This window comes from Cereibacter johrii, assembly GCF_001720585.1.
GTDB classification, from domain to species: domain Bacteria; phylum Pseudomonadota; class Alphaproteobacteria; order Rhodobacterales; family Rhodobacteraceae; genus Cereibacter_A; species Cereibacter_A johrii.
On record NZ_MABH01000235.1, the window covers coordinates 1 to 18,475 of the forward strand.

The 18,475-nt window shown below is 69.8% G+C and carries 19 protein-coding genes and 1 pseudogene; 11 read left to right on the plus strand and 9 right to left on the minus strand.

Annotated elements, in window-relative coordinates; translation table 11 throughout:
• Positions 1 to 46 precede the first annotated feature (46 nt).
• The 4 genes and pseudogenes from A9O63_RS19620 to A9O63_RS19640 all read right to left on the minus strand — a co-directional run.
• Positions 47 to 439, minus strand: a pseudogene (locus A9O63_RS19620) (Hpt domain-containing protein); the annotation flags it as partial.
• On the minus strand, positions 436 to 801 hold the full coding sequence (locus A9O63_RS19625) for a response regulator (RefSeq protein ID WP_069333405.1): 366 nt from the start codon (positions 799 to 801) through the stop codon (positions 436 to 438). The pseudogene A9O63_RS19620 and the gene A9O63_RS19625, both read right to left, overlap by 4 nt.
• Positions 798 to 1,076 (minus strand): STAS domain-containing protein, encoded by a 279-nt coding sequence (locus A9O63_RS19630; RefSeq protein ID WP_069333406.1) that lies wholly within the window; start codon positions 1,074 to 1,076, stop codon positions 798 to 800. The genes A9O63_RS19625 and A9O63_RS19630 overlap by 4 nt, the downstream gene beginning before the upstream one ends.
• A 380-nt stretch (positions 1,077 to 1,456) precedes the next feature.
• Positions 1,457 to 1,705 (minus strand): accessory factor UbiK family protein, encoded by a 249-nt coding sequence (locus A9O63_RS19640; RefSeq protein WP_002722325.1) that lies wholly within the window; start codon positions 1,703 to 1,705, stop codon positions 1,457 to 1,459.
• Positions 1,706 to 1,809: 104 nt separating this feature from the next.
• Between A9O63_RS19640 and lgt the strand changes: the two genes are divergently transcribed.
• From lgt to pgeF, 3 genes are read left to right on the plus strand one after another with little or no spacing between them, the layout of a single operon-like run.
• On the plus strand, positions 1,810 to 2,688 hold the full coding sequence (gene lgt / locus A9O63_RS19645; RefSeq protein ID WP_069333408.1) for a prolipoprotein diacylglyceryl transferase: 879 nt from the start codon (positions 1,810 to 1,812) through the stop codon (positions 2,686 to 2,688).
• A complete protein-coding gene (locus tag A9O63_RS19650; protein ID WP_069333409.1) occupies positions 2,685 to 3,746 on the plus strand; it encodes a class I SAM-dependent methyltransferase in 1,062 nt (353 codons plus the stop codon). The genes lgt and A9O63_RS19650 overlap by 4 nt, the downstream gene beginning before the upstream one ends.
• Positions 3,743 to 4,495, plus strand: a complete 753-nt coding sequence (gene pgeF, locus A9O63_RS19655; protein WP_069333410.1) for a peptidoglycan editing factor PgeF — start codon at positions 3,743 to 3,745, stop codon at positions 4,493 to 4,495. The genes A9O63_RS19650 and pgeF overlap by 4 nt, the downstream gene beginning before the upstream one ends.
• A 96-nt stretch (positions 4,496 to 4,591) precedes the next feature.
• Here the strand turns inward: pgeF and A9O63_RS19660 are convergent, their stop codons facing one another.
• Positions 4,592 to 5,092 (minus strand): Lrp/AsnC family transcriptional regulator, encoded by a 501-nt coding sequence (locus tag A9O63_RS19660; protein ID WP_069333411.1) that lies wholly within the window; start codon positions 5,090 to 5,092, stop codon positions 4,592 to 4,594.
• Between the two features lie 207 nt (positions 5,093 to 5,299).
• Here A9O63_RS19660 and trxB point away from each other — a divergent pair, with 207 nt between their 5' ends.
• Together trxB and A9O63_RS19670 are read left to right on the plus strand one after the other, a co-directional pair.
• Positions 5,300 to 6,253, plus strand: a complete 954-nt coding sequence (gene trxB, locus A9O63_RS19665) for a thioredoxin-disulfide reductase (RefSeq protein ID WP_069333412.1) — start codon at positions 5,300 to 5,302, stop codon at positions 6,251 to 6,253.
• 191 nt (positions 6,254 to 6,444) lie between these two features.
• Complete coding sequence (locus A9O63_RS19670) at positions 6,445 to 8,151, plus strand: bifunctional sulfate adenylyltransferase/adenylylsulfate kinase (RefSeq protein ID WP_069333413.1); 1,707 nt, start codon at positions 6,445 to 6,447, stop codon at positions 8,149 to 8,151.
• A gap of 96 nt (positions 8,152 to 8,247) precedes the next feature.
• Here A9O63_RS19670 and A9O63_RS19675 read toward each other — a convergent pair whose 3' ends face one another.
• The 3 genes from A9O63_RS19675 to A9O63_RS19685 form a co-directional block, all read right to left on the minus strand.
• Positions 8,248 to 8,724, minus strand: a complete 477-nt coding sequence (locus A9O63_RS19675; RefSeq protein ID WP_069333414.1) for a cytochrome b562 — start codon at positions 8,722 to 8,724, stop codon at positions 8,248 to 8,250.
• 539 nt (positions 8,725 to 9,263) lie between these two features.
• The gene (locus tag A9O63_RS19680) at positions 9,264 to 9,488 is read right to left on the minus strand and encodes a DUF1150 family protein (RefSeq protein ID WP_069333415.1); all 225 of its coding nucleotides are present in this window, start codon (positions 9,486 to 9,488) and stop codon (positions 9,264 to 9,266) included.
• Positions 9,485 to 9,952, minus strand: coding sequence for an Hsp20 family protein (locus tag A9O63_RS19685; RefSeq protein WP_180325493.1), 468 nt, complete (start codon positions 9,950 to 9,952; stop codon positions 9,485 to 9,487). Before A9O63_RS19685 ends, A9O63_RS19680 begins: the two co-directional genes overlap by 4 nt.
• 543 nt (positions 9,953 to 10,495) lie before the next feature.
• Between A9O63_RS19685 and A9O63_RS19690 the strand changes: the two genes are divergently transcribed.
• The 6 genes from A9O63_RS19690 (at position 10,496) to A9O63_RS19715 (ending at position 17,937) form a co-directional block, all read left to right on the plus strand.
• The gene (locus A9O63_RS19690; RefSeq protein ID WP_002722314.1) at positions 10,496 to 10,714 is read left to right on the plus strand and encodes a YdcH family protein; all 219 of its coding nucleotides are present in this window, start codon (positions 10,496 to 10,498) and stop codon (positions 10,712 to 10,714) included.
• Positions 10,715 to 10,968: 254 nt separating this feature from the next.
• Entirely contained in the window at positions 10,969 to 11,454 is a 486-nt protein-coding gene (gene purE, locus A9O63_RS19695; protein ID WP_069333417.1) for a 5-(carboxyamino)imidazole ribonucleotide mutase, read from the plus strand.
• Positions 11,447 to 12,529: a 5-(carboxyamino)imidazole ribonucleotide synthase gene (locus A9O63_RS19700; RefSeq protein ID WP_069333418.1), complete on the plus strand. Its 1,083-nt coding sequence runs from the start codon at positions 11,447 to 11,449 to the stop codon at positions 12,527 to 12,529. Before purE ends, A9O63_RS19700 begins: the two co-directional genes overlap by 8 nt.
• Entirely contained in the window at positions 12,526 to 13,899 is a 1,374-nt protein-coding gene (locus tag A9O63_RS19705) for an aspartate aminotransferase family protein (protein WP_069333419.1), read from the plus strand. The genes A9O63_RS19700 and A9O63_RS19705 overlap by 4 nt, the downstream gene beginning before the upstream one ends.
• Positions 13,900 to 13,907: 8 nt before the next feature.
• Positions 13,908 to 15,302, plus strand: a complete 1,395-nt coding sequence (locus A9O63_RS19710) for a glutamine synthetase family protein (RefSeq protein WP_069333420.1) — start codon at positions 13,908 to 13,910, stop codon at positions 15,300 to 15,302.
• 67 nt (positions 15,303 to 15,369) lie between these two features.
• The gene (locus A9O63_RS19715; RefSeq protein ID WP_084296078.1) at positions 15,370 to 17,937 is read left to right on the plus strand and encodes a hybrid sensor histidine kinase/response regulator; all 2,568 of its coding nucleotides are present in this window, start codon (positions 15,370 to 15,372) and stop codon (positions 17,935 to 17,937) included.
• A gap of 42 nt (positions 17,938 to 17,979) precedes the next feature.
• On the opposite strand, the gene A9O63_RS19720 is transcribed toward A9O63_RS19715, so the two are convergent.
• Positions 17,980 to 18,475: sirohydrochlorin chelatase (locus tag A9O63_RS19720; RefSeq protein ID WP_069333422.1), on the minus strand; the 496-nt coding region annotated here is incomplete at its 5' end.

The window sequence follows — 18,475 nt, forward strand, 5'->3', positions numbered from 1 at the left end:
AAGCCGCCAGCCATGATCCGGGTCTGCTGGCACATCACCAGGGGGCCGCGGGCGCCGTGGCGACGCCCGACCCGCCCACGGCAGCCTCGAGCGCGCTGAGGATCGCGGGGCGGCGCCCGTCAGGGTCGGGCTCGTCGGCGAGGAAGCCGATGATCTCGTCGCGCGCCGAAAGCGCCAGACGAATGATCTCGGGCGTCACGACGGCCTTGCCCGACCGGAGCAGGTCGAAGGCCGACTCGAAGGCATGGACGAAGGCGGCCATGTCGGCGAAGCCGAACATGGCGCCCGAACCCTTGATCGTGTGAAGATCGCGGAACACCGCGTTGATCAGGTCACGATCTTCCGGCGAGTCGCTCAGATCCAGAAGGCCCCGTTCAAGGCTTTCAATGAGATCCGTAGCTTCCTGCCGGAAGACGGCCATCATGTCGTCGTCCATCATCCGAGCACCTTCTTGATGACGGCGAGCAGTTGCGGCTGGGTGAACGGCTTGACCATCCATCCCATCGCCCCTGCCTCGCGTGCCTGCTGCTTGAGAGTGTCGGTGGAATCCGTGGACAAAAAGATAACGGGTTTGCCCTTGCTCTCGGGATGCTCTCGAAAGGCACGGATGAAGCCCAACCCGTCCAGGTTCGGCATGTTCTGGTCGGTGAGGATGGCATCGACCGGCTCGTTCAAAGCCTTCTCCAGCCCCTCGCGCCCGTCCGTAGCCTCGATGACCCGATAGCCTGCCTCGCGCAGCGTCATGGCAACCATGCAGCGGACGGACGGGGAATCGTCCACGGCGAGAACCGTCCTGCTCATGCCAGACCCTCCGGCAGCGGATCGAGGGCGAGCCCCGCGAACGCATCTGTCAGGGCCGGATGATCCTGCGCCAGCACGAGCCGCCGCCCCGAAGCGCTGGCCGTCCGGGCGGCCGAGACGAGCACCTGCACCGCCGCCGCATCCGCCGCAAGGACGCCCGAGGCGTCGATCTCGACGTCGCCTGCGGCCAGCGCCGCCTCGAGCCGCTCGATCAGCCCGGGGGCGTCCTGCAGCCGCAGGGTCCCGGACAGGGTCAGTGGAGTCATCTGCATCATCCCTCGCACTCGTCCAACCGCCGCAGGACATGCCTGCGCCTCTGAGGTCGGACGCTAGCGAAAGGAACGGCGCGAGACGCCCCGGATTTATGGCGAAGCCGGCCTGTCTTGAGAAAAGCTCCGCGGCCTTTCGTCAGAAATCCATCCGAAAGGCGGCCCCGCAGGCGGGCCAGATCGGGCCCGGCATGACCCGCAACGGGAGCTTCGGCCGGCGCCGCAACGACTGGATCGGAAGAGAGAGCCCTGCCCCCGAGTCCGCCTTCGGCGAGAGGGCACGGCAGGGGCACAGGCGGACGCTGGCGCGGAAGGCAGCGGTCTGACGTCCTGACCCGCGGGGCGGGATAGGCGGGCGGGCCCGAAGGCCCACGCCCGGAAGGGCCTCAGCCCTTCGACTTGGCCTCGAGCGCGGCGAGACGGGCCGACAGGGCCTCGTTCTCTTCGCGGGCCTTCTGGGCCATGGCGCGGACGGCATCGAACTCTTCGCGGGTCACGAAGTCGCGATCCGCCATCCAGCGGTCGAGAAGGCCCTTCATCGCCGTCTCGGCTTCGGTCCGGGCGCCCTGCGCCACGCCCATGGCATTGGTCATGAGCTGCGACATGTCGTCGAAGAATTTGTTGCGGGTCTGCATGCGGTTCCCTCCAGCGATCGGCCCTATATGGTCGTGCGCCACCTTGCGCGCAAGGTTGACTTCGCCGCAGCCGCGCCGGAAAAACCGGGCCGAAAGGAAACCCCATGTCCTACATTCCCTTCCCCGACATCTCGCCCGAACTCTTCTCGATCGAGCTGTTCGGGATGACCTTCGCCCTGCGCTGGTATGCGCTGGCCTATATCGCGGGCCTCGTGATCGGCTGGCGGCTGGTGCTGCGCATGATCCGCGCGGAGCGGCTCTGGACCTTCGGCCCGCCGATGACCGAGGACCAGCTGGAGCGGCTGCTGAGCTGGGTGATCCTCGGCGTGATCCTCGGCGGGCGGCTGGGCTTCGTGCTCTTCTACCAGCCGGCGCATTATCTCACCCATCCGCTCGACATCCTGAAGGTCTGGGAGGGCGGCATGTCCTTCCACGGGGGCTTCCTCGGGGTGATGACGGCCCTCGTGGCCTTCTGCCTGAAGGAACGCATCTCCATCCTGCCGGTGGCGGACCTTCTGGCCGCCGCCACGCCGCCGGGCCTCTTCCTCGGGCGGATCGCGAACTTCATCAATGCCGAGCTCTGGGGCCGGCCCACGACCCTGCCCTGGGGCGTGGCCTTCCCCGGCGAGGCGGCGCAGAACTGCCCCGGGATCGAGGGGATCTGCGCCCGCCATCCCTCGCAGCTCTACGAGGCCGGGCTCGAGGGGATTCTGCTGTTCACGGTCCTGAGCCTTCTCGTCTGGCGACGCGGCTGGCTGCACTGGCCGGGGTCCGTGTCCGGCATGTTCCTTGCGGGATACGGCGCCACGCGCTTCCTTGTCGAGTTCGTGCGCCAGCCCGATGCGCAGTTCGTGAGCGCCGGCAACCCGCTGGGCCTTGCCTGGCAGATCTCGGGCTACGGGCTGACCATGGGGCAGATCCTGTCGCTGCCGATGATCCTGCTCGGGCTCTATCTCGTCCTGCGCAGCCGGCGGGCCGCGTGACGGCGCTGGCGGCCCTCCTCGCACGGCGGATCGGGGCCACCGGCCCCGTCACCGTGGCCGACTACATGGCCGAATGCCTGCTTCATCCCGAGCACGGCTACTATTCCACCCGCGAGCCTTTCGGGGCGGCGGGCGACTTCACCACCGCGCCCGAGATCAGCCAGATGTTCGGCGAGCTTCTGGGCCTCTGCCTCGCGCAGGCCTGGCTCGATCAGGGCAGGCCTTCGCCCGTCACGCTGGCCGAGCTCGGGCCGGGACGCGGGACGCTGATGGCCGACCTCCTGCGCGCGACGCGCGGGGTGCCGGGCTTCCATCAGGCGGCGCGGGTGCATCTGGTGGAGGCCTCGCCGCGGCTTCGCGCGCTGCAACGCGAGACGCTCGGCGGGCATCCCGCCGCCTGGCTCGACCGCGCCTCGGACCTGCCGGACGGGCCGCTCTTCCTCGTGGCGAACGAATTCTTCGACGCGCTGCCGATCCGGCAGTTCGTGCGCGGACCGGAGGGCTGGCGCGAGCGGATGGTCGGGCTCGCCGAGGGCCGCCTCAGCTGGGGCCTCGGCCCGGAGACGGCGCTCGCCGCTCTGGCGCACCGGCTCGGGGATACGGCGCCCGGCGACATCGTCGAGTTCTGCCCGGCCGCCGGTCCGATCATGGCGGAGATCGCGCGGCGCATCGCGGCGGCGGGCGGCCTTGCGCTGGCCGTGGACTATGGCGGCTGGCGCTCGCGCGGGGACACGCTGCAGGCGCTGCGGGCACACCGCTTCGACGATCCGCTGGCCGCGCCCGGAGAGGCGGACCTGACCGCCCATGTGGATTTCGAGGCTCTGGCGCAGGCGGCGGCCCCCTGCGGCACCGCCCTCACCCCGCAGGGCGCGCTTCTCCTGCGCCTCGGCCTTGAGCCGCGGGCCGCGCGGCTGGCCCGATCGCTGACCGGAGAGGCGCTCGCCAGCCACGAGGCCGCATCTCGCCGCTTGACCGACGCCACCGAAATGGGAACGCTCTTCAAGGCGCTGGCGGTGTTTCCGCCGCAAGGACCGGCGCCCGCAGGATTTGACGCATGATGGAACTGATCACGGCCGATGCTCTGGCACCCTTCCGCCACGGGTTCTTCACCCGCAAGGGGGGCGCCTCCTCGGGGGTCTTCGCGGGCCTCAACTGCGGCCCCGGCTCCAGCGATCTGGCGGAGGTGGTGACGATCAACCGGGCCCGGGTGGCAGAGGCGATGGGGGTGGCGGCGGACCGGCTGATCACGGTGACCCAGGTTCACTCGCCGGACGTGCTGACCGTGACGGGGCCGCTCGCGGACCGGCCGCGGGCGGATGCGCTGGTGACGGCGGTGCCGGGGCTCGCCATCGCCGTCCTGACCGCCGATTGCCAGCCCGTGCTGATGGCCGACGCCGAGGCGGGGGTCGTCGCCGCGGCCCACGCGGGCTGGCGCGGCACCAAGGCGGGGGTGCTCGAGGCGACCCTCGCGGCGATGGAGGCGCTCGGCGCGGACCGCGCCCGGGTCGCCGCGGTGATCGGCCCGACGATCAGCCAGGCCGCCTATGAGGTGGGTCCGGAATTCGTCGAGGAATTCCTCGACGAGGACCCGGAGGCGGCGCGGTTCTTCGCGCAAGGTCCGGGCGACCGGGCGCTCTTCGACCTGCCGGCCTTCGGGCTTGCCCGGCTGCGGGCGGCGGGCGTGGGGCAGGCGGAATGGACGCGGCACTGCACCTATCGCGATCCGGAGCGGTTCTTCTCCTACCGCCGCACCACCCATGCGGGAGAGGCCGATTACGGGCGGCTCATCTCGGCGATCCGGCTCTGAGGCCCGGGAGCTGCGCGGGGGGCCGCCGACAGGAGCGGGGGCGCTGCCCCCGCACCCCTGGGATATTTGGGCAGAGTGAAAGCGGGAAGGGGCGCGTCAGGCGCTGCGCTGGAGCCGGGCCTCGAGCACCTCGAACGGCACGCCCGGCTCGTCCTTGGCGCAGCGGATCACGAGGCTCGTCTTGACCGAGGCCACATTCTCGGCCGCGGTCAGTTCCTGGGTCAGGAAGCTCTGGAAGCTCGGCAGGTCGGGTGCCGTGCATTTCAGGATGAAGTCGATCTCGCCGTTCAGCATGTGGCACTCGCGCACCAGAGGCCAGGCACGGCAGCGCGATTCGAAGGCCGAGAGGTCCGCTTCGGCCTGGCTGTGCAGCCGCACCATGGCGAAGACCTGCACCTCGAAGCCGAGCTCGCGCGGGTCGATGTCGGCGTGATAGCCGCGGATGTAGCCCGCCTCCTCGAGGGTGCGCACCCGGCGCAGGCAGGGCGGCGCCGAAATGCCCACGCGCTTGGCCAGCTCGACGTTGGTCATCCGGCCGTCGCTCTGGAGTTCCGCCAGGATGTGACGGTCGATGGGGTCCAGTTTCGATCCGGCCATGAAGCTCTCCTTGCTGCGGGGAGATTCTAGAAGGTCCCGGCAGGCGGCGCAATAATGTTTCGCGGAGGCGCCGAAAAGAGCGGCTCCATTGCGGAAAACCGACGGTGCGCGCAACGGGACCCCGGAGGCCGCGGCAGGGAGCTGCGGCGGAAAGGGGGGCTTCCGGCCCGCTGCGGCAGGTCCTATATGAGGCGCCGGGAAAAGACCATGAGGGGCAAGGCCATGGCCGAGACGCGGCACACGAGGGTTCTGATCATCGGCTCGGGACCGGCCGGCTACACGGCGGCCGTCTATTCCGCGCGCGCCATGCTGAACCCGCTCCTCATCCAGGGCCTGCAGCCGGGCGGCCAGCTCACCATCACCACCGAGGTCGAGAACTGGCCGGGCGACCGCGAGGTGCAGGGGCCCGAGCTCATGGTGCGGATGGAGGAACATGCCCGCGCCATGGGGGCCGAGATCGTCTCGGACTATATCTCGTCGCTCGATCTCTCGCAGCGGCCCTTCACCGCCCGGGCCGACAGCGGCATGACCTATACGGCCGATGCGGTGATCCTCGCCACGGGCGCCCAGGCGCGCTGGCTGGGCCTGCCGTCGGAAGAGCGGTTCAAGGGCTTCGGCGTCTCGGCCTGCGCGACCTGCGACGGCTTCTTCTACCGCGGCAAGGAGGTCGTGGTGGCGGGCGGCGGCAATACGGCCGTCGAGGAGGCGCTGTTCCTGACCAACTTCGCGAGCAAGGTGACGCTGATCCACCGCCGCGACAGCCTGCGGGCCGAGAAGATCCTGCAGGACCGGCTGTTCAAACATCCCAAGATCGAGGTGCTCTGGAACCACACGATCGAGGAGGTCGCGGGCACCGAGGCGCCGCTCGGCGTCACGGGGATCGTCGCGCGGAACGTGCTGACCGGCGAGACGACGGACGTGCCCTGCGAGGGCTTCTTCGTGGCCATCGGCCATGCGCCGGCAAGCGAGCTCGTGAAGGACCAGCTGGAGCTGCACCACGGCGGCTATGTCAAGGTCGAGCCGGGAACCACCCGCACCTCGATCCCCGGCGTCTTCGCCGCGGGCGACCTGACGGACCATGTCTACCGGCAGGCCGTGACCTCGGCCGGGATGGGCTGCATGGCGGCGCTCGACGCGGAACGTTTCCTCGCCGGCGAGTAATCCTGCGGCACATCCTCCGCCCAGCGGCGGGGCGACTCGGACGGGCGTTTGCCCGCCGGGAAACATGGTGGCATTTCGGCCTTATTCCGCGACCGCTGCATGGTCCGCGCTTGAACCGTTGCGGACCGCGGGATATGCCCCCGCAGGACCGGGATCGCCCGTCGATTGTATCCGCAAAGGCAGTTCTCTCCATGTCCCTTCCGAACCACGCCCCTGTCCCTGAACTCTATGTGTCCTTCGACTCGGCCCAGAAACTGAAGGCCGATGCGGGCACCCTGCCCTCCTGGGACCTGACGCAGCGCCAGATCTGCGACCTCGAACTGCTGATGAACGGCGGCTTCCATCCGCTCAAGGGCTTCCTGACCGAGGCCGACTACGATGGCGTGGTCGAGAACATGCGCCTCGCCGACGGCCGGCTCTGGCCGATGCCGGTGACGCTGGACGTGAGCGAGACATTCGCCGAGGGCGTCGAGCCCGGTCAGGACATCGCGCTGCGCGACGCCGAGGGCGTGATCCTCGCGATCCTGTCGGTCACGGACAAATGGGTGCCGAACAAGGACCGCGAGGCCGAGAAGGTGTTCGGCGCGAACGATCTCGCCCATCCGGCGGTGAATTACCTGCACCACACGGCCGGGAAGGTCTATCTCGGCGGCCCGATCACCGGCATCCAGCCGCCGGTGCACTACGATTTCAAGATGCGCCGCGACACGCCCAACGAGCTGCGCGCCTTCTTCCGCAAGATGGGCTGGACCCGCGTGGTGGCCTTCCAGACCCGCAACCCGCTGCACCGCGCGCACCAGGAACTGACCTTCCGCGCCGCCCGCGAAGCGCAGGCGAACCTGCTGATCCATCCGGTCGTGGGCATGACGAAGCCCGGCGACATCGACCATTTCACCCGCGTGCGCTGCTACGAGGCGGTGCTCGACCAGTATCCGTCCTCCACCACCACCCTGTCGCTCCTGAACCTCGCCATGCGCATGGGCGGCCCCCGCGAGGCGGTCTGGCACGGGCTGATCCGCCGCAACCACGGCTGCACCCACATGATCGTGGGCCGCGACCATGCCGGCCCGGGCAAGAACTCCGAGGGCAAGGACTTCTACGGCCCCTATGAGGCGCAGGAGCTGTTCAAGGCCCATGCGGACGAGATCGGCGTCGAGATGGTCGATTTCAAACAGATGGTCTACGTTCAGGAGAAGGCCCAGTATTTCCCGGTGGACGAGGTGCCGGAAGGCTCGACCGTCCTCGACATCTCGGGCACCGAACTGCGCCGCCGCCTGCGCGAGGGGCTCGAGATCCCGGAGTGGTTCTCCTTCCCCGACGTGGTGAGCGAACTGCGCCGCACCTCGCCCGCCCGCTCGAAGCAGGGCTTCACGGTCTTCTTCACGGGGCTTTCCGGCTCGGGCAAGTCCACCATCGCGAACGCTCTCATGGTCAAGCTGATGGAGATGGGCGGCCGCCCGGTGACGCTGCTCGACGGCGACGTGGTGCGCAAGCATCTCTCTTCGGAGCTCGGCTTCTCGAAGGAGCACCGCGACATCAACATCAAGCGGATCGGCTATGTGGCCTCCGAGATCACCAAGAACGGCGGCATCGCGATCTGCGCGCCGATCGCGCCCTATACCGCGACGCGGCGGGCCGTGCGCGAGATGATCGAGGCCTTCGGCGCCTTCATCGAAGTGCATGTGGCCACGCCGATCGAGGAATGCGAGCGGCGGGACCGCAAGGGGCTCTACAAGCTCGCGCGCGAAGGCAAGATCAAGGAATTCACCGGGATCTCCGACCCCTACGAGGTGCCGGCCAAGGCCGAGCTGGTGGTGGACACGGCCAATGTGAGCGTCGACCATTGCGCCCATCAGGTGATCCTGAAGCTTGAGCAGATGGGCCTGATCCGGGCCTGACGCTGCCGAGACGAGAAGAAGTAGGGGCGCCCGCAGGCGCCCCTTTCGCTTCCCGGACGCCGCCCGCAAGGCGACGGTCCGCGCCCTGCTCCCAAGTCAGCGCGGACGCATCATCCTGAGAAGCAGCCTGTCCTTCAGCACATACTGGTGGAAGAGCGCCGAGACGGCATGGACGAAGGCGAGCAGCATGATCGCGTTTGCCGCCAGCACATGCGGGCCCGCGGCCCAGGCCTGCCCGCCGCCCCAGGCCATCATGCCCAGCGCCGGCACGAGCAGCGTGAGCAGATAGAGCAGGCCCTGCAGCCCGGCGGCCGCCTTGTCGCCGGGCGTGGTGCCCTTGTCGGGCACACCGACGACGAACCGCGCGCCGATCCTGACCAGCGTCAGCACGAGCACGGCGAGCCCCACGACCACATGGAGATAGTGGCCCACGCCCGCGGGCTCCACATTCTGGCGCACGGCATCGTAGGCCTGCTCCATGGTCTCGCCGAAGATGTAATTGAAGAGGACAAGGCCCGCGATCGCCCAATGCAGGGTGATCTGGAGCCTGGTGTAACCCGGTTCTTGCGTCATCGCCTCACCACCTGACCTTTCCTGGCACCAGGAGAACGGGGGCACCGGGCTCCCGCTCCTCCGAGGTCTCAGGCTGACACAGACCGGCCACAAGAGAAGAGGCCCAGATGTCGCGGAAGGGCATCGGGCCGGACCGGCTCGATCACTGCGCAGAGCGGCCGGGTCGGAGGTTAACGACGCGCTGGAGCGCTTAGGCAGTGTGTCCGCGCGCGGGAGGCCCGGTCTCCACGACATGCCCCGGAGCCGCAGGACGGGGCGCTCTCGATCAGGTCGCCGACGCCGGAGGGTCTTCCTGGCGGCGATGCCGGGCGGCCTGCTCGTGCGGAACGGCATCCCGGCCCTCGGAAGCCTGCCCGGATCACGCGGGGCCGGTCGTCATCGGATTTCGGGATCATCCTGTGAAGCGGGCGCGTCCCCCGCGGCCCGCCGGTTCCGCCATGCGCGGACACCCGGCCGTCATCCGCAAGGTCGTTGTCAGGAGGCTGCCGGAGAGCCCTCGGCCGTCTGTCGAAGCGGCCGAGGGCTTCTGCCCGGAGGCGTCAGTGCACGTTCACCGGCGCGAGGTCGTTCTGACGGGCGAGCACGAAGGCCAGGTGGCGGTCGCGCACCAGCGCAAGGCGCTCGCCGTCCGCCCCGTGGAGCGCGTAGATATGGTCGAGCCCGCGCGCCATCGGCTGCACATCCTCGGGAAGCTCGGCCACCGGCACCGGACGGACATAGACCAGCCGCCCCGCACCTTCGGGAAAATCGAATGGGGTGTTCATTGCTCGACTCCTTCCTTTATCGCCCGGCTGCGCCCGATCGGGATCGTCTGCACCACCGCCTGCGGCACCTGCCGGTGCAGGTCGATATGCAGGAGACCGTGCTCCATGGTCGCGCCTGCCACCTCGACTCCATCCGCCAGCACGAAGCTGCGCTGGAACGCGCGGGAGGCGATGCCGCGATGCAGGAACACGCGCTCGGCCGGATCCTCGGCCTGCCGCCCGCGCACCACGAGTTGCCGGTCCTCGACGGTGATGGCGATATCGTCCTCGCGGAAGCCGGCCACGGCGAGCGTGATGCGATAGGCGTTCTCGGCCACGGCCTCGATGTTGAAGGGCGGGTAGCCCTCGCTCGCCGTCTTGGCCGTCCGCTCGACCAATCGCTCGAGCTGTTCGAACCCGAGCAGGAAGGGATGGCCGCCGAAAGTCAGTTTGGTCATTCCGTCATGTCCTTGCAGAAGCGACATTTCTCTGGCGGAACCCCGGGCGGGCATTCCACCCGTCGAATATGGGCGGCAGGCCGGACCCTTGCAAGAGCGCCGGTGCGGCGCGCAGCACGCGCCCGAGGATCCGACCAGATGCCGGGACGGTCTGCGGCCCTTCCGGGCGCGGGGGCGCCCGTCGAACGGGGATCTCGACAGGCTGCCGCGCACTTGCGGGCACCCGGGATGATGGTCCCGCCGGGGGGCTACACGCCTTTGATTGCCTCGCGCTTGCGGGCACCCGGAGATAATCGGGGATCGGCTGGGCGCTTAACGCCCGCCTTCTCCGCGCATGCTAGCACCCGGTCATTCAGCGACGGGTTCGCCGCCGCCGTCCGCCTTCCCCGGCACCGGGCGCCCGGCGCGGGGGCCGCCCCTCTTGAGGCGCGACCGCCACAGGCGCGCCCCTTCGAACGCGACATATCGGACCCATGCAGGATTCTTCCCGCAAGCGCGTGCGTTCTGTATATTCGTCTGACGGCGACTCATCCAAACGCAACGGGCGACTTTCCCGACAGGTCAAGACACATGAATGCGTCCCCCGAATTGAGCTTCGAAGACATGCTGCGCATCCGGCTGGAAGTTCTGCGGCGCGAGCACCGCGATCTCGACGAGGCGATTGCCGCCATCGAGGCGGGAGGCCGTGGCGATCAGCTCATGCTGCGGCGGCTGAAGAAGCAGAAACTGGCCCTCAAGGATCAGATCGTGAAGATCGAGGACCAGCTCATCCCCGACATCATCGCCTGACATCCGGGCGAGGCCGGACGCTCCCTGCCATTCGCGCATCGTGAATGACAGCCCCCTCCAGCGGCACCTCCCGCCGGGGCAACCATTGCAGTGCCCGGAGATACCGCGCGAGCGCGCGGGGCCCAGGAGCGGGATCGGCGCATGGCCTGCAGGACGCACTCCCCGAGCAAGCGGCCTGCCCGTCCGCCGACCGCTTGCCCCCTGCCCGGCCATGGCTATATTGCGCCGCTCAGGGCAGGACAGGGGCGGGGCGCATGACTGTGGACGTTGGGATCATCATGGGCAGCCAGTCGGACTGGGCCACGATGAAGGAGGCCGCGGCGATCCTCGACGAGCTCGGCATCTCTTACGAGGCAAGGATCGTCTCGGCGCACCGCACGCCCGACCGGCTCTGGAGCTACGGCAAGACCGCCGTCGAGCGCGGGCTCAAGGTCATCATCGCAGGCGCGGGCGGCGCGGCGCATCTTCCCGGCATGATGGCCTCGAAGACGCGGGTGCCCGTCATCGGCGTGCCCGTCCAGACCCGCGCGCTCTCGGGCGTCGACAGCCTCTATTCCATCGTCCAGATGCCCAAGGGCTTTCCGGTGGCCACCATGGCCATCGGCAATGCCGGTGCGGCGAACGCGGGCCTGATGGCCGCGGGCATCCTCGCCCTCTCCGATCCGGCGCTCGGCCAGCGGCTCGACGCCTGGCGCGCGGCCCTTTCCGCCTCCATCCCCGAGGAGCCCTCCGATGACTGACCGCCTGCCCCCCGGATCGACCATCGGCATCCTCGGCGGCGGCCAGCTCGGCCGGATGCTCTCGGTCGCGGCGGCGCGGCTGGGCTTCCGCACCCATATCTTCGAGCCGAGCCCCAACCCGCCCGCCGCCGACGTGGCCCATGCGGTCACGACCGCACCCTACGAGGACGAGGCCGCACTCCGGGCCTTCGCGGCCTCGGTCGATGTCATCACCTACGAGTTCGAGAATATCCCGACCTCGGCCCTCGACCTGCTCGAGGCGCTGAAACCCCTCCACCCGAACCGCCGCGCCCTCGCGGTGAGCCAGGACCGGCTCGAGGAGAAGGGCTTCCTGACCGGGCTCGGCCTCGCCGTGGCCCCCTACCGCCCCGTCGGCAGCCGCGAGGATCTCGAGGCCGCGATCCACGGCATCGGCACGCCCGCCATCCTCAAGACCACGCGCCTCGGCTATGACGGCAAGGGGCAGGCCCGCCTCATGGAGCCCGACGATGCGGCCGAAGCCTTCGCTGCCATGGGCGGCCAGCCCGCCGTGCTCGAGGGCTTCGTCCGCTTCACCCACGAGGTCTCGGTCATCGCGGCGCGCGGCCGCGACGGCTCGGTCGCGGTCTATGAGCCGGGCGAGAACGTCCATCTCTCGGGCATCCTGCACACGACCACGGTCCCCGCCCGCCTCACCGCCTCGCAGCGCACCGACGCGGTGCTGCTGGCCGGGCGGATCCTCAATGCGCTCGACTATGTGGGCGTGATGGGGGTCGAGCTCTTCGTGACGCCCGAGGCCCTCTTGGTGAACGAGATCGCGCCGCGGGTCCATAATTCCGGGCACTGGACGCAGAACGGCTGCGCGGTGGACCAGTTCGAGCAGCATATCCGCGCCGTGACCGGCTGGCCGCTCGGCGACGGTTCGCGCTTCGCCGATGTCGAGATGGAGAATCTGATCGGCCATGATGTGGCCCGGGTGCCGGCCCTCGCCCTCGAGAAGCACACGGCGATCCATCTCTATGGCAAGGCCGAGGCACGCCCCGGGCGCAAGATGGGTCATGTGAACCGCATCCTCCGCCCGGTGACCGGCGCATGAGGGCAGATCCGCCGCGAACGGCGGGGGTGGCGGAGGACCGGCTCGCGGCCTTCCTCGCCGACGAGACGGCCCGCTTCGAGCGCGAGAACCCGCGGTCGAAGGAGGCGCTTCAGCGCGGCGCGCGGTCCTATCTGGGCGGCGTGCCGATGCACTGGATGAAGGACTGGCCCTCGCCCTTCCCGCTGGTCGCGGTCGAAGCCCAGGGCGCGCGCCTGACCGACCTCGACGGGCACCGGCTCGACGATTTCTGTCTGGGCGACACGGGCTCGATGTTCGGCCACTCGCCCGCTCCGGTTGCGCGGGCGATCCGGCGGCAGGCGCGGCAGGGGCTGACCTACATGCTGCCGACCGAGGCCACCTTCGAGGCCGGGCGGCTTCTCAACCGCACCTTCGGCGACTTCCGCTGGCAGGTGGCGCTGACCGCGACCGACGCCAACCGCTTCGCGCTGCGCGTGGCGCGGGCCGTCACCGGGCGGCGCAAGGTTCTGGTCTTCAACGGCTGCTACCACGGGACGGTCGACGACACGATGGTCATGCTCGAGAACGGCCGCACGCGGGCGCGGCCGGGCCTCGTGGGCATGGTCGCCGATCTCGCCTCGAAGGCGGTCGCGGTCGAGTTCAACGACATAGCGGGGGTCGAGGCGGCGCTGGCCACCGGCGAGATCGCCGCGATCCTCACCGAGCCGGTGATGACCAACTCCTGCATGGTGCTGCCCGAGGCGGGCTTCCACGACGCGCTGCGCACCCTCTCGCGCCGCTACGGGGCGGTGCTGATCCTCGACGAGACCCATACGCTCTCCTCGGGCCTCGGCGGCTACGGTCGGGTGCACAGCCTGTCGCCCGACATTCTCGTCGTGGGCAAATGCGTGGCGGGCGGGATTCCCACCGCCGTCTGGGGCCTGACGCCCGATCTGGGCGCGCGCTTCGAGGCCTACAATGCGACGCGCCCCGCGGGCCACAGCGGCATGGGCACGACGCTCGCGGCCAATCCGATGCAGTTCGCCTGCCTCTGCGCCACCCTGTCCGAGGTGATGACGCCCGAGGCCTATGCCCACATGGACCGCGGCGCCAAGCGGCTGGCCAACGGCCTCGCCACGGTCATCGCCCGGGTGGGCGCGCCTTGGCATGTCGTCCGCGTGGGCGCGCGCGTCGAGTTCATCTGCGCGCCCGGGCCGCTCCGCAACGGGTCGGAGGCTGCGCGCGCCCATCATCCGCGGCTCGAGGGGGCGGTGCATCTGGGCCTTCTGAACCGCGGCTCGCTGATCGCGCCCTTCCACAACATGATGCTGGTGAGCCCCATGACCCGGCCCCGCCAGATCGACCGCCTGATCGCCGCCTTCGATGCCACCCTGACCGAACTATTCGCGTGACCGTAACGATGACCGACCAGCCCAGCCCCTCCGGTTCGACCCTCAGCGAGGCCGAGACCTTCCTCGCGGCCCATCCCGAAATCGAGGCCTTCGACATCGTCCTGCACGATGCCAACGGCATCGGACGGGGCAAGATCATCCGGCGCCACGAGCTTCTGTCCTTCTACAAGGGCGGGCGGCACCTGCCGATCTCGATCCTCGGGCTCGACATCTGCGGCGAGGATGTCCACGAGACCGGCCTGATCTGGGATCAGGGCGACGGCGACCTGCGGGCCTGGCCGATCCCCGGCACGCTGGTGCCCCTCCATGGCACCACGCCGCCGCGGGGCGAGGTCTTCATGTGCATGTACGACCTCGACGGCCGGCCGATGAGCTCGGATCCGCGCCATGCGCTCGCACGGCAGGTCGAGGCGCTGGCGGAGCTGGGCCTCTATCCGTCGGCGGCCTTCGAGCTCGAATTCTTCCTTCTGGCCAACGAGCGCGGCCCCGACGGGCGCGTGCAGCCCGCAGCCGACGTGCTGGACGGCCGGCGCAGCGCCAAGACCGAGGTCTATTCCGTCGATCACCTGCACGGGATGATGCCGCTCTTCTCCGACATCTATGCGGGGGCCGGGGCGGCGGGGATCAAGGCAGAGACCATGATCTCGGAATATGCGCCGGGCCAGTATGAGCTCACGCTGCATTACCGCACCGACGTGCTGCAGGCGGCGGACGACCTGATGCGGCTCAAGCGGATCGTGCGGGCGCAGGCCCGCCGCCATGGCGTCACCGCCTGTTTCATGGCCAAGCCCGTGGAAAGCTATGCGGGTTCGGGGATGCATCTGCATGTCTCGCTCTGCGATGCAGAGGGGCGCAACATCTTCGTCGAGGAGACCGAGGGCCAGTGGTCGCGCCCGATCCTGCATGCGCTCGGCGGCCTGCGCGAGACGATGGGGGAATCCATGCTGGTCTTCGCGCCGCATGCGAACTCCTGGCGGCGCTTCGCGAGCCAGAGCTATGCGCCGGTCTCGCCCAGCTGGGGGGTGAACAACCGCTCGGTCGCGCTGCGCATCCCGGCGGGCGACATCCGCGCCCGGCGAATCGAGCATCGCCCGGCCGGCGTCGACGCCAACCCCTATCTCGTGGCCGCCACCGTGCTCGCGGGCATCCGCCGCGGGCTCGAGCAGCAGATCGATCCCGGCCCCGAGACCACCGGCAACGGCTACGAGGATCCGGGCGACACGCAGCCGATCCCGACCTGCTGGCGCAGCGCCATCGCGGCGGCGGAGCATTCGGCCTTCCTGCGCGAGGCGCTGGGGCCGGACATGCACCGCACCTTCACCGCCATCAAGGCCGCGGAATATGCCCGCGTGGCGCGCACGATCCCGGACGTGGACTACGATCTCTATCTCCACACGGTCTGACACCGTTTCGGACAGGCTGCGATGGGCAAAGCTGGATCGGTGCCGGAGCCTGATCTAGGGTGGGCTCATGTCCGCAAGACGTGACACCGACCTCAGGCGGCCGGTTACCGCCCCCCGGCTCTGGCAGAGGCTGCGCCTCCCAGCGGCCGTGCTCGTCATGCTCGCGGGCGCCACCGTCATCATCGCCCTCGCCAACGATGCCCGAGAGCGGTTCCAGCAGCTCGACTACATCGTCACCGACGGGGTGCAGACCCGGCTCTCCCATCTCGACGGGCAGCTTGCGCAGCTCGCGAGTGCCCTCGGCGTCACAGGCAGCAACCCGAGCCCCGCGGCGGTCCGGACGTCGCTCCAGCATTTGCAGGTCGGTCTGGGGCAGCTCGACACGGCCATGGCCGAGGCCGGTCTCCTGTGGGACCCGGACTACGGCGACGGCCTGACGCAGCTCCGCGAGTTCGAGCGGGATCATGCGGAGCTGATCGCGGCGCCGGACGTCATGGTGACGGCCGCGATGCCCAGCCTGACCCGCGCCCTGCCGCAGCTCGAGGAAGCGGTCGCAGAGCTTTCGGCCACGGCCAACGCCGACCGCGAGAACCGCAACCTCGAGAACCGCGCGATCATCGGCAGTTCGATTTCGCGCCTCGTGGGCCTGACCATCGCCCTCGTGCTGCTGCTGTCGGCCGGGTCGCTCGAGCTTCTGCGCCTCTATCTGCGCTCGCTCGAACAGGCCGAGGCGGCGGGCCGCGCCAGCGCCCGGCTCGAGGCGATCTTCCGCATTTCTGCGGATGCAATCCTCGTGACCGACTGGAGCGCCCGGGTGATCGACTGCAACCGCGCGGCGCTCGCCATCTTCGGCCACCAGCGCGAGCGGCTCACCGGGGCGGATGCGATGGAGCTGCTGTTCCCGGCCGAGCTGCAGGGCCGCCAGCGCATGCGCGTGGTGGATGCGCTGCGCAACTCCGACCCGCGGATCGACGGCCCCCTGCGGCTCGAACTCGAGGCGGTCCATGCCGACGGGTCGCGCTTTCCGGTCGAGGTCTCGCTCGCGGCCGCGCGGGTCGAGGGCGAGGACATCATCGTGGCCCTGATGCGCGACATCTCGGCCCGCAGGCGCGCCGAGCGCGAACTGACCGAAGCGCGCGACCGCGCCCTCGCGGGCGAGCAGACGAAGGCCGACTTCCTCGCCGTCATGAGCCACGAGATGCGCACGCCGCTGAACGGGCTTGCGGGATCGCTCGAGCTGCTCGCCCAGACGCCGCTCGACCCGCGCCAGCGAGAGCTGGTCTCGGTGCTGCGCGCCTCGGCCGAGATCCTGCTCGACCATGTGAACTCGGTTCTCGACATCGCCCGCTCCGAGGCCCGCCCCTCGGAGGCGGAGATGGTCGATTTCGATCTCGACCGCCTGATCGAGGAATGCATCGCGAACCAGTCGGGCTTTGCCGCCGTCGTCGGCAACCGGATCGACCACCGTCCGCTGACCGGACCGGTGGGGATCCTGAACGGCGAACCGCAGCGGCTGCGACAGGTGCTGTTGAACCTCCTGAACAACGCGGTGAAATTCACCCGGAACGGGCGGATCATCGTCGAGAGCGAGGTGCAGGGCGCGCATGTCGAGATCCGCGTGCTCGACACGGGCATCGGCATCGCTCCCGAGGATCAGGAGAAGGTCTTCGACGATTTCGTGACGCTGGACGCCAGCTACGAGCGCCGGTCGGGCGGCACGGGACTGGGCCTCGGGATCGCGCGGCGGCTGGCACGGATCATGGGCGGCGATCTCACCGTCCAGAGCACGCCGGGCCGCGGCAGCCGCTTCACCCTGCGCCTGCCGCTCCGCCGCCCGCGCGAGGAGCTCGCCGCCTCCCGCGGGTCCGACGAGGCGCTCTCGGTGCTCTTGGTCGAGGACAATGACATCAACCGCTTCATCGCCCAGAACTTCCTCGAGAGCGCGGGCCACCGGGTCTTGACCGCGCGCAGCGGGCTCGAGGGGCTGACGGCGGCCCAGTCGCGGCATTTCGACGTGATCCTGACCGACATCAGCATGCCGGGTCTCGACGGGCTGCAGGTGGCGCGCCGGATCCGCGACGGCGGCGGGCCGAGCGCCGCCTCGCGCATCCTCGCCGTCACCGCCCACTCGCTGACGGCCGATCCCGGCGCGCTCAGGGCCGCGGGCATCGATGGATGGCTTGAAAAGCCGGTGAGCCGGGATGCGCTCCTGCGGATGCTGCGCCATCCGGCCGAGCCCGCCTCTGCGACGGTCGAGGAGGCGCTCGACACGGCCCGGCTGCGCGAACTGGAAGACCAGATCGGCCCGGTAGCCCTCCACGGGCTGATCCGGCAGATGATCCTCGACGGCACCGCGATCCTCGAGCGGCTGGCGGCGCTCGGCTTCGAGCCTCCGCCCGAGGAGGCCCGTCCCCTCGTGCACCAGCTGGCCGGTGCGATCTCGACCTTCGGCACCGGGCCGCTTCACCGCAGGCTCCGGCAGGCGCAGGAGGCGCTGCGGACCGGAGCGGCCGCGGGACCCCATCTCGCGGCCCTCCCCGCCCTCTGGGACCGGATGCGCGCGGCGCTCGAGGAGGCCGCGCAGGATCGGCCCCTCGACACGGCAGCCCCCGTCGGGAGTTCGGGGGCGCTTTAGCGCTTTGGCAGCCACCGTCCCTTGCGAAGCGCGAAGGGCCGGCTAGGCGCGGCCCAGAGCCGAGATGGCGCGGGCGATCAGCGCCGGAACCCGCGGATCGAGGCCCACCGGCTCCAGAACCATGCCCCGGAACGCCGCCTCTGCCAGCGCCGCGGGCAGATCCTCCACCACATGCCCGCCCCGGGCCGCGAAGAAGGGCAGGCACAGCGCCTCGGGCATGAGCCGCGCGCGGGCCGCGATCTGCGGCTCCTGATCGATGAAGGCCGCCTCGCAGGGCAGGCCCGTCTCCTCGGAGAGCCGCGCGGCCATCGCCCGGGCCACCTCGGAAGGGGCCGGGCTGCGGAACGACCCATGGGCCGCCAGCAGGATGGCGGGGGCGGGCTTCCGGGACAGGGCCTCGCGGGCCATCGCCACGGTAAGATCCGAGACCGCGGGATCGGTGCCGAAGGGCTCGGCGATCCGCCAGCCCATGCCGCCCGCCGCCGAAAGCTGGCGCGGCAGGTTCGTGCGGGTGGTGAACCAGCCGCCCGCCATGAAG